This window comes from Trinickia symbiotica, assembly GCF_003028655.1.
Taxonomy (GTDB): Bacteria; Pseudomonadota; Gammaproteobacteria; order Burkholderiales; family Burkholderiaceae; genus Trinickia; species Trinickia symbiotica_A.
In genome coordinates, this window is sequence record NZ_PYUC01000009.1 from 300,739 (window position 1) to 311,149 (window position 10,411).

Here is a 10,411-nt window from a genome sequence, read left to right on the forward strand (position 1 = left end):
GCCCTTGACTTGGCCGTTGACGGCTCGTCCGCCTCGCCTCGGCGAGTGTCGGATGTCTTCGAGCGACAGGTCTCATCGACGTCCCCATTCGATCAATGAACGGAGCACGGAATTCATGAACGCAAGCGAAACCCATTTTCCTTCACCGCCGTCTGAGCGGCTTGCCGGCAAGGTGGCGCTTGTCACAGCCGCGGCCCAAGGCATCGGCCGCGCCTGCGCGGAACGCTTCGCGCGCGAGGGCGCGCGCGTCATCGCCACGGACATTCGCGTCGATCTCTTCGGCAACGTGCCATTCGAGACGCGCAAGCTCGACGTGCGCGATTCCGCGGCGATCGCGGCGCTTGCGCGAGAGCTCGGCGGCGTGGACGTGCTGCTCAATGGCGCAGGCTTCGTCCATGCGGGAACGGTGCTCGAATGCGAGGAGGCGGACTGGGACTTCTCGTTCGATCTGAACGCGAAGTCGATGTATCGGACGATCCGGGCATTTCTGCCCGCGATGCTCGAACGCGGCGGCGGCTCCATCGTCAACGTGGCATCCGCGGCCTCGAGCGTGAAAGGCGTGCCGAACCGCTTTGCGTACGGCGCATCGAAAGCCGCCGTCGTCGGGTTGACGAAGTCCGTCGCCGCCGACTTCGTCACGCGCGGCATTCGCTGCAATGCGATTTGCCCGGGCACCGTCGAGTCGCCCTCGCTCGAGCAGCGCATTGCGGCGCAGGCAAGCGAGCAAGGCAAGTCGGTCGCCGAGGTGCAGGCCGCGTTCGTCGCGCGCCAGCCGATGGGCCGCATCGGGCGCCCCGAGGAAATTGCCGCGCTCGCGGCTTATCTCGCGTCAGATGAGGCAGGCTTTACGACGGGGCAGATTCACGTCATCGACGGTGGCTGGTCGAACTGAGTCGCTCGTTCGGTGGTCCGACCAATTTGCCGGATCGGGTCGCGTGCTCAATCATGATCGGTCGCACCGGCGCGGTCGGATCGCGCGCTCGATCGAATTGTTTCTAAACCCCTTTATCTCACCGCCATGAAACTGCTTCGCTTTGGGCCGAAAGGCCAGGAAAAACCGGGTCTTGTCGACGCTGACGGAAACATCCGCGATCTTTCGGGCCACGTCGACGACATTGCGGGCGACACGCTGACCGATGCGAGCCTTGCACGCCTTCGCGCGCTCGATCCGGCGACGCTGCCGCTCGTCTCGGGTGAGCCGCGCCTTGGCGCTTGCGTCGGCCGCGTCGGCAAGCTCGTCTGTATCGGGCTCAACTATGCCGATCACGCGGCGGAATCGAACCTGCCGATCCCGACCGAGCCGGTCGTTTTCAACAAGTGGACGAGCGCGATCGTCGGCCCGAACGACGACGTCGAAATTCCGTGCGGCTCGACGAAGACCGATTGGGAGGTCGAACTCGGCGTCGTGATCGGGCGGCACTGCAAGTACGTCGACGAAGCGAGCGCGCTCGACTACGTGGCGGGATATTGCGTCGTCAACGACGTGTCGGAGCGGGCCTGGCAGATCGAGCGCGGCGGCCAGTGGGACAAGGGCAAGGGATTCGACACGTTCGGTCCGATCGGCCCATGGCTCGTTACGCGCGACGAAATTCGCGATCCGCAGAGCCTCGATCTCTGGCTCGAGGTCGACGGCCATCGCTATCAGAACGGAAACACGCGCACGATGATTTTCTCGGTCGCGAAGCTCGTTTCCTACCTCTCGCAGTGCATGAGCCTGCAACCGGGCGACGTCATCTCGACGGGCACGCCGCCGGGCGTCGGCCTCGGCCAGAAGCCCGAGCCGATCTACCTGAAGGCGGGTCAGACGATGCGTCTCGGCATCGCCGGACTCGGCGAGCAGCGGCAGCGCACGGTCGCCGCCGGCTGATATCGACTCCGCTCGAAGCCGGGCTGCGCGGACGCGGCCCGGTGCCGTTGATGGGCGTCAATCCTCCGCTTGCCCGCCTTCGACTATGCTGGATGGAAGATTGAACGGCATAGCGAGGTGGCAACATGCAAATCTCCTTTCCGCAAGAGCCGGCCGAATACTGCGGCCGCGATCTCGTGCTCGCCTTTCCGGCACTCGTCGACGGCGAGCGCGTGCAGTGCGCGATCACGGCGGAAGCGCTCGAGGACCATTTCGGCGCCGAGTCTCTGCGTGAAGACGACGTGCAACGAGCCTTCGAAGTCAATCGGCGTGCGATCGAACACGCCGCACGCAAGGTGCTCCAGGAGTTGGGCAAGAAGCCGGTGCTGCTGCATAGCGGCTTTTTTCGCTTTTACGACGAATAGCGATCGGGAAGCCGGCGGCCGGCGGGCTCCGCTGCGCGTCGCTGGGGCCGCGCGCGGTCGTCGATTGCGATCTTGAGCGAGCCGGTCGCCGGCGCGGATGCCGACGCCGTCGATGCCGAAAGCGATGGAGGAAGAAAGCGATGCGTGCGATGGTTTTCGACGGAAGCGCGCCGTTGCTCGCCGAGCGCGAGCTGCCCGATCCGGTACCCGCCGCGGGGCAGTTGCTCATCGATGTTCATGCGTGCGGAGTTTGCCGCACCGATCTTCACGTGGTGGACGGCGATCTCGCGCATCCCAAGCGTCCCGTGATTCCGGGCCACGAGATCGTCGGCACGGTTGCCGCGATGGGCGAGGGGACAAGCGGCTTCGCGATCGGCGAGCGCGTGGGCGTGCCGTGGCTCGGACATACGTGCGGACACTGCCCATACTGCGCGCGCGGGCGAGAGAACCTCTGCGACGCGCCCGGGTTCACCGGCTATACGATCGACGGAGGCTACGCCGAGCGCACCGTCGCCCACAGCAGCTACTGCTTCCGGCTGCCCGATCGCTACACCGATGTCGAGGCGGCGCCGTTGCTTTGCGCGGGGCTCATCGGCTACCGCACGCTCGCGATGGCGGGTGACGCCGAACGCGTCGGCATCTATGGTTTCGGCGCCGCGGCGCACATCGTCGCGCAGGTGGCCCGCCACCAGGGCCGCACCGTTTACGCTTTTACGCGTCCGGGCGATGCAGCCGCCCAGCAGCTCGCACGGCGGCTCGGCGCGCATTGGGCCGGCGGCAGCGACGAGCGCGGGCCCGCTGCGCTCGATGCGGCGCTCATCTTCGCGCCCGTCGGGGCGCTCGTGCCGCGCGCGCTCGAGGCTGTCGTCAAGGGGGGTGTCGTCGTCTGCGGCGGAATCCATATGAGCGCGATCCCCGCGTTTTCGTACGACCTTCTCTGGGGCGAGCGCCGCATCGTATCGGTCGCCAACCTGACGCGCGAGGACGGTCACGCGTTCATGGAAATCGCGGGAGAGACGGCGCTCGAGATCGAGACGACGCCGTACCCGTTCACGGAAGCCAATCGCGCGCTCTCGGACCTGCGCGAAGGCCGCCTGTCCGGAGCGGCGGTGCTGACGATGAAACGGTGACGCCGCCCCGCCCACGGCCCGCGCGCGTCAAACGCGCGCAAGCGCGTCGAGATCGACGATGCGAATCCGCTTGCCGCGCGTTTCGAGCAGGCCGTCGCGCTGAAACTTAGAGAACATGCGGCTCACCGTCTCGAGCTTCATGCCGAGGTAGTTGCCCATCTCTTCGCGCGTCATGCGCAGATGGAATTCGGCCGGCGAATACCCGCGCGCCTCCATGCGGCTCGAGAGATTGAGCAGGAAGCTCGCGAGGCGCTCTTCGGCGCGCATCGTGCCGAGCAGCATCATGAGCGCCGATTCGCGAACGATTTCGCCGCTCATCATGCGCAGGACTTGCTGCTGCAGCGGTTTCGATTCGGCGCAGAGCGCCTCCAGCAACGCGTAGGGAATGATGCAGACGCTGCTGTCTTCGATCGCGACCGTATCGCCGATATGGCGCCGGCTATGGAGGCCGTCGAGGCCGAGCACTTCGCCCGCGAAGTGAAAGCCCGTCACCTGCTCGCGACCGTCGCGATGCATGACGACCGTCTTGAACGAACCCGCGCGCACGGCATAGATGCTCTGGAATTCGTCGTTCGCGCGATAGAGCGCTTCGCCGCGCTTGACGAGGCGCGTCGCGGTCACGATCGAATCGAAGAGCCGCAATTCTTCCGACGTAAGATTGTTCGGCATGCAGGCCGACAGCATCGAACAGTTGGAGCAGCCTGCGTTCGTCGATGCGGCCTTCGGCGCGGCCGACGTACTGTCCGGCGTAGTCTTCGGCGGACGCATCGGTACGGTCGAAGACAGGGGCAGCCGCTCCGCGCGAGTGTCTTCCTCCGGTTCCAATTCGAGCAGCATGTCTTCGTTCTCCGCCTTTTCGGTGCGCACCCGCCCTGGGTGCCGCAAAACTATTTCCATGTGAGTATCGGTGGTTGCGGGCGCCGAGCCTATCAGCGGCGTATGAAACTTCGGTAAGTGTTAGCGAAACGTTGTAAGAGTTCTCCTACGGCGGTGACGGAAAATGAGCGGCGATGCGTAGCGGGACCGCGGTGCGGCCCTTGGCACGGCGATGCACGCCCGTCGAGCGGTGCGCTTCCGGTCGTTCGCAGGTTCGCGGGGCGTGTATTTTAATTGCTTAGCGAAGAGGAATGGTCGGACGAATTGGAGTTGCACCGATCGCGCGCTGTTGCTTCGCGTGAAGGGGGGCGCAGTTTCCGCCAGACGTTGAGACGTTGTCGACGCAACGCACGGCTGGCGCGGGAGCGCCCGGGAATTCAGCTGACGGCGGCGGGCTGTGGCTCGTGGGGCTCGTGCGTCTCGCGCCAGAAGGCGGCCAGCGCCGGATGGATCGCTTCGCGCCAGCGCGGACCGGTGAAGAGGTCGTAGTGATCGCAATCGGCAATCGTCAGCCGTTTGCGCCGCCTGTCGGGCACCGCGCTGCAGACCGCATGCGCCGCGTGGGTCTGGCCGGCGCCCGTGATGTCGTCGCGGTCTCCTTCGACCGTGCAGAGCGCCGTCGCCGTGAGCGCGCTGCCGCGCACGCGCCGACCGCCGACGTCCCACGCACCGCGCGCGAGCCGCTGCTCCTTGAAAACGATGCGCAGCGTATCGAGAAAGTAGTCTTCGGTCATATCGAGCACGGCCGCGTACTCGTCGAAGGCGCGCCGGCTCGCGGCTATCCCGGCGCCGTCGCCGGCGAGCCGGCTCTCCCAGTACCGCGTTTCGAGCGCGATCTGCCGATGCGGGTGCGCGGCGACGATCGCGGCATGCTGCAGGTATCCAGGGTAGATGCGCCGTCCGGCGCCGCGATACCAGGCCGGCACCGTATCGATGACCGTGCGGCGGAACCAGTCGATGCTGTGCGTCGCCGCCAGCCGGTCGACGGCAGTCGGATTGAGTCGCGTATCGATCGGTCCGCCCATCAGCGTGACCGAAAGCGGCCCCGGCTCGCCGCGAGCCGCGACGAGGGCCGCGGCGGCGATGGCCGGCACCGTCCCCTGGCAGACGGCGAGCACATGCAGCCCCTTGCGGCACAGGCGGCGCATGAAGCGCTCCACGGTCAAAACGTAGTCGTCGAGGCCGAAGCGGCCCTCGGCGAGCGGCACGTCGCGCGCGTTGGCCCAGTCGGTCACGTAGACGTCGGCGTCCTCGAGCAGCGTTTCCACCGTCTCGCGCAGCATCACCGCGTGATGTCCGGCGAGCGGGGTGCAAAGCAGGATCGGCGCGCCGCCGTCGAGCCGAGCGGAATGCGCGCCGTGCCGCGCGAACCGGCGCAACCCGCAAAACGCCACGCGATCGACGACCGCTTCATCGATGCGAACGCGTCGGCCGCCGAGGGTCACCGACGCGATCGCGAACGGCGGCGGCTCCAGCGTCGTCTTGAACACGCGGCGCAGCCATTCGCAGCCGGGCATCGCGAGCGACTCGGGAGAGTGCGCGGGCAGACCGCACGCCCGTGCGAGCGAGGCGGCCCATGTGTCCATCGAGCGAATCAGCGCGCGCTGCGTCTCGAGCCAGTTGTAGAGCATGAGCGTCTCCCGTCGGCACGACGCGCCGCGAGCCGGGAACGGCTGATTCCTCGGGCCTGCCGGGCGAGAGCCGATCAGCTATTGTGGGATCGGGGGGAGGGGCTGGCAACTCACGGTTTACGCCAGGATGGGCTGCTGTTGTACTATTGGACGTTTTTGTCCAACCTAACCCCTCACGCATGCTCGATTTCTTTCGCAACCACAAGCGCCTGATGATGCTCATGCTCGTCCTCGTCATCGTGCCGGGGCTGGGCTTCGTCGGTATTCAGGGCTTCCGTGGATTTTTCGACGAAAGCGCCAATGTGGCGAGCGTCAATGGGCACAAGATCACGCGTGCCGAATTCGACAATGCGGTGCGCCAGCAGCTCGATCAGGCGCGCCAAATCCTTGGCTCGCGCTTCGACTCGAAGCTCTTCGACACGCCCGAGCGCCGGCAGCAATTGCTCGACAGCCTGATCCAGCAGCGCGCGATGGCCGACGAGGCGCAGCGCGAGCATCTGACGGCGTCGGACGAGGCGGTGCGTCGGGCGCTGCTGGCCGACCCTGTCGTGTCGTCGCTGCGCAAGCCCGACGGCTCGATCGACCTGGACCGCTACAAGGAACTGCTGGCGATGCAGGGCATGACGCCGGAACAATATGACGAACGCGTGCGCTACGGCCTCGCGATCGATCAGATTCCCGACAGCATCCAGGCGAGCGCGTTTACGCCGAAGAGCATGGCCGAGCAGCTCGCGAAGCTCGCCGAACAGCAGCGCACGGTTCAGTCGCTCGTATTGCATCCGGCCGATTACGCGTCGAAGATCCAGCCGACCGACGCGCAGCTGGCGGCCTACTACGACGCGCATCGCGCCGAGTTCGCCACGCCGCAAACGGCGACGATCCAATACGTCGTGTTCTCGCCGGCGACGCTCTCGGCATCGATCGCTCCAAGTGACGCCGACGCGAAAAAGTATTACGACGAGAACATCGCGCGCTACACGACGCCGCGCGAAATCCGCGTGAGCCAAATCCTGATTTCGTCACCGGCCACGGCGAGCGCGGCGGACGACGCCAAGGCCAAGGCGAAGGCGGAAAGCGTGCTGGCGGAGGTCAAGGCGCATCCCGATCAATTCGCCGACATCGCGAAGAAAGATTCGCAGGACCCGGGCTCGGCTTCGAAGGGCGGCGATCTCGGGTGGTCGACGGGCGGTGTGCTGACGGGCGACAAGGCATTCGATACGGCCGCTTTGGGCTTAAAGGGCAAGAATGCGATCAGCGGCATCGTTCGCTCGTCGTTCGGCTATCACGTCATCATGCTGACCGATGAGAAGCCGTCGGTCGTCAAGCCGTTCGCCGACGTGAGAGACGGCATCATCAAGGAGCTGAAGGCGCAACAGGGTGCGAAGGCGTTCAGCGACGGATCGGACGGCTTCACGTCGACCGTTTACGAGCAGGCGAAGAGCCTTCAGCCCGCCGCGGACAAGTACAAGCTCAAGATCGAGACGGCGACGATCACCGACAAGCCGAGCCGCACGCTGCCGCCCGACAGCCCGCTCAACAATCCGAAGTTCCTGGCCGCCGTTTTCGCCAACGATGCGGTAAAGGACCACAACAACACGCAGGCGATCGACGCCGGCAACAACACGCTGATTTCGGCACGCGTGACCGACTACAAGCCGGCGGCCACGCCTCCCCTCGCGTCGATCAAGGACGCCGTACGCAGCAAGTACGTGGCCGAGCAGGCGCTCGAGCTGGCGCGCAAGGACGGCACGGCGAAGCTCGCCGATTTGCAGAAATCGAAATCGACGGCGGGGTTCGGGCCCGAAACGAAGGTTTCCCGCACCGATGCGCAGGGCGTGCCGCCGCCCGCGCTTGCCGCGGTTTTCAAGGTCGATGCGAGCAAGTTGCCCGCGTACGTCGGCGTCGATCTCGGCGACGCCGGCTACGGCATCTACCGCGTCAACGCCGTGGTGCCGGGCGCGCCGATCGATCCGGCGCGGCTTGCGGCCGCGCAGCAGCAGCTCGCCCAGATCAGCGCGCAGGAGGATATCGAAGCCTACCTCGCCGGGCTGCGCGCCCGCTCGAAGGTCAAGATGTATGGCTCGCTCGAGGGCAAGCAAGGCGACGGCAGCTAACAGCCAGGCGACGCCGCTCCGCTGGTGCCGCGGAGCGGGGCCGCTCGCGCCGCTGCCTCACCGGTGCAGCAGCGGCGCGAGCGCCGGCCAGACGTTGTCGAGCAGTACCGTCTGCGCCTGTTGATTCGGATGCATCTGGTCAGCCTGAAACATTTCGGGCTTGTTTTCGATCCCCGCGAGCAGAAACGGCACGAGCCGCACGTTGAATTCCTTCGCGAGCGTCCCGTAGATCGCGTGGAAGCGTTGCGTGTAAGCCGGCCCGTAATTGGACGGCACGTACATGCCGACGAGCACCACTTTCGCGCGAGCCTGCTGAGCTTCTTCGACGATCGTGCGCAGATTGTCTTCCGTCGTCGAGAGCGGCACGCCGCGCAGCGCATCGTTGGCGCCGAGCTCCACGATGACGATCGACGGCTTCAGGCGCGCGATCAGCTCGGGCATGCGCGCCCGTCCGCCGCTTGTCGTGTCGCCGCTGATGCTCGCATTCGCAACGCTATAATCGATCCGCTCGTCGGCGAGGCGCCGGCGCAGCAACGCAACCCAGCCCGTGTCGCGCGGCAATCCGTACTCGGCCGAGATGCTGTCGCCGAGCACGACGATGACGGGCCGCGACGACTCGGCCGCGACGGCGGCGTCTGCGGCCGGCGGCCACGCGAACGTCGCCGCGGCGAGGACGGCTACCGCGGCAACGGCGCCGCGCAAGGTCCGCGTCGCGGCAGCGGGCCTCGGCGAAGCCAGGGCGGTAAGCCCGGCAAGTGTGGCGAGCCGAGCGGCGGCATCTGCAACGACACGCGAAGGCGGGCCGTCCCTATCGAAGGTATTCACTCTCGAGCGATGCTTCTTCATGCAAGAAAATATCGAGCCCATCATCGAAGTGCGGAAGTTGTGCAAGAGGGTCAAGGATGCAACAGGGGAGCTCACGATACTCGATGACATCGACCTCGATGTCATGCCCGGCAGCAGCGTGGCGATCGTGGGCGCCTCGGGGTCGGGCAAGTCGACGCTGCTCGGCTTGCTCGCGGGGTTGGACAACGCGACTTCGGGGTCGGTTCGGCTCTTCGGCCGTGAGCTGGCGGCGCTTTCCGAGGACGAGCGCGCGCACCTGCGCAACGGTTCCGTCGGCTTCGTTTTTCAATCGTTTCAATTGATGCCCCATCTGACCGCGCTCGAGAACGTGCGGCTGCCGCTGGAACTGCAAGGCGGCGTGCTGGCGCACGAGGCCTCGCGGCGCGCGCATGCGCTATTGGAGCAGGTAGGGCTTGGCGCGCGCACGGGGCACTATCCGAAGCTGCTCTCGGGCGGAGAACAGCAGCGCGTCGCGCTGGCGCGCGCTTTCGTGACTGAGCCCGCGATTCTTTTCGCCGACGAGCCGACCGGCAGCCTCGACGCCGCAACGGGCCACGCCGTCATCGATCTGATGTTCCGGATGAACGCGGCGCACGGCGCGACGCTCGTGCTCGTCACGCACGACATCGAGCTTGCGCGCCGTTGCGCGCGCGTCGTGACGCTCGATGCCGGCCGCGTGACATGACGCGCGTCAGTGTCAGTTCGCCTTCGCCGCGTTTCTCGCCCGTTCGATCAGCGCCGAAGTCGACGAATCGTGCTTCGCGGGATCGAACACCGGTGCGGTAAGGTCCGCTTCCACGACCTTGCCGAGAATCTTGCCAAGCTCGACGCCCCATTGATCGAACGGGTTGATGTTCCAGATCGTGGCCTGCACGAGCACCTTGTGTTCGTAGAGCGCGATCAGCGCGCCGAGCGAGCCCGGCGTCAGCGCATCGAGCAGCAGCGTCGTGGACGGGCGATTGCCGGGGAATACGAGATGCGGCACGAGCTCCGGCTTGTCGGGGCCGGCCACTTTCGTCGCCTCCTCGACGGTGCGGCCGAGCATCAGCGCCTCGCTCTGGGCAAAGCAGTTCGCGAGCAACTTCGGATGATGGCTCGCGAGCGGATGCTCGGGCCTGAGGACGGCGATGAAGTCGATCGGCACGATCGTCGGGCCCTGATGCAGCATCTGGAAGAATGCATGCTGGCCGTTCGTGCCGGGCTCGCCCCAGGTGACGGCCGATGTCGGATAGTCGACGAAGCCGCCGTCGAGCCGCGCGGACTTGCCGTTGCTCTCCATCTCGAGCTGTTGCAAATACGAAGGCAGGAAATGGAGCGCCTCGGAGTAGGGCGCGACGAGATAGCTCTGCGAATCGAAGAAGTTGCGATACCAGATGCCGACGAGTCCCATCAGCACCGGCAGATTGCGCTCGAGCGGCGCCTCGCGAAAATGCGCGTCCATGCCGGCAGCCCCCGCGAGCAGCGCGTCGAACTGGAGCGGCCCGATCGCGATCATGATCGAGAGCCCGACCGCGGACCACAGCGAGTATCGCCCGCCCACCCA

9 protein-coding genes and 1 pseudogene are annotated in these 10,411 nt (G+C 66.2%); 6 read left to right on the forward strand and 4 right to left on the reverse strand.

All coding sequences use genetic code 11. From position 1 onward, the window contains the following. The first annotated feature begins 115 nt into the window (after positions 1 to 115). From C9I57_RS19795 to C9I57_RS19810, 4 genes are all read left to right on the forward strand, one after another. A complete protein-coding gene (locus C9I57_RS19795; RefSeq protein ID WP_107152317.1) occupies positions 116 to 892 on the forward strand; it encodes an SDR family oxidoreductase in 777 nt (258 codons plus the stop codon). Between the two features lie 126 nt (positions 893 to 1,018). Beyond that, positions 1,019 to 1,867 carry an ureidoglycolate lyase gene (locus C9I57_RS19800; protein WP_107152318.1) on the forward strand — a complete coding sequence of 283 codons (849 nt, stop codon included), beginning with the start codon at positions 1,019 to 1,021 and terminating at the stop codon, positions 1,865 to 1,867. 125 nt (positions 1,868 to 1,992) lie between these two features. Next, positions 1,993 to 2,271, forward strand: coding sequence for a DUF1488 domain-containing protein (locus C9I57_RS19805; protein WP_107152319.1), 279 nt, complete (start codon positions 1,993 to 1,995; stop codon positions 2,269 to 2,271). A gap of 140 nt (positions 2,272 to 2,411) precedes the next feature. Beyond that, the gene (locus tag C9I57_RS19810; protein WP_107152320.1) at positions 2,412 to 3,401 is read left to right on the forward strand and encodes a zinc-dependent alcohol dehydrogenase family protein; all 990 of its coding nucleotides are present in this window, start codon (positions 2,412 to 2,414) and stop codon (positions 3,399 to 3,401) included. Positions 3,402 to 3,428: 27 nt separating this feature from the next. Here the strand turns inward: C9I57_RS19810 and fnr are convergent, their stop codons facing one another. Both fnr and phaZ read right to left on the reverse strand, forming a co-directional pair. Continuing rightward, positions 3,429 to 4,238: a fumarate/nitrate reduction transcriptional regulator Fnr gene (gene fnr / locus C9I57_RS19815; RefSeq protein WP_440130229.1), complete on the reverse strand. Its 810-nt coding sequence runs from the start codon at positions 4,236 to 4,238 to the stop codon at positions 3,429 to 3,431. 416 nt (positions 4,239 to 4,654) lie between these two features. Next, a complete protein-coding gene (gene phaZ, locus C9I57_RS19820; protein ID WP_107152322.1) occupies positions 4,655 to 5,908 on the reverse strand; it encodes a polyhydroxyalkanoate depolymerase in 1,254 nt (417 codons plus the stop codon). A 179-nt stretch (positions 5,909 to 6,087) separates the two neighbouring features. On the opposite strand from phaZ, the gene C9I57_RS19825 reads away from it, so the two are divergent. Then, entirely contained in the window at positions 6,088 to 8,022 is a 1,935-nt protein-coding gene (locus tag C9I57_RS19825; protein ID WP_107152323.1) for a SurA N-terminal domain-containing protein, read from the forward strand. A gap of 57 nt (positions 8,023 to 8,079) precedes the next feature. Here C9I57_RS19825 and C9I57_RS19830 read toward each other — a convergent pair whose 3' ends face one another. After that, complete coding sequence (locus C9I57_RS19830; protein WP_107152324.1) at positions 8,080 to 8,868, reverse strand: arylesterase; 789 nt, start codon at positions 8,866 to 8,868, stop codon at positions 8,080 to 8,082. Between C9I57_RS19830 and C9I57_RS19835 the strand changes: the two genes are divergently transcribed. Beyond that, the gene (locus tag C9I57_RS19835; RefSeq protein WP_107152325.1) at positions 8,867 to 9,553 is read left to right on the forward strand and encodes an ABC transporter ATP-binding protein; all 687 of its coding nucleotides are present in this window, start codon (positions 8,867 to 8,869) and stop codon (positions 9,551 to 9,553) included. The genes C9I57_RS19830 and C9I57_RS19835 overlap by 2 nt on opposite strands. Positions 9,554 to 9,565: 12 nt before the next feature. Here C9I57_RS19835 and C9I57_RS19840 read toward each other — a convergent pair. Next, a pseudogene (locus C9I57_RS19840) lies at positions 9,566 to 10,411 on the reverse strand (glucose-6-phosphate isomerase); the annotation flags it as partial.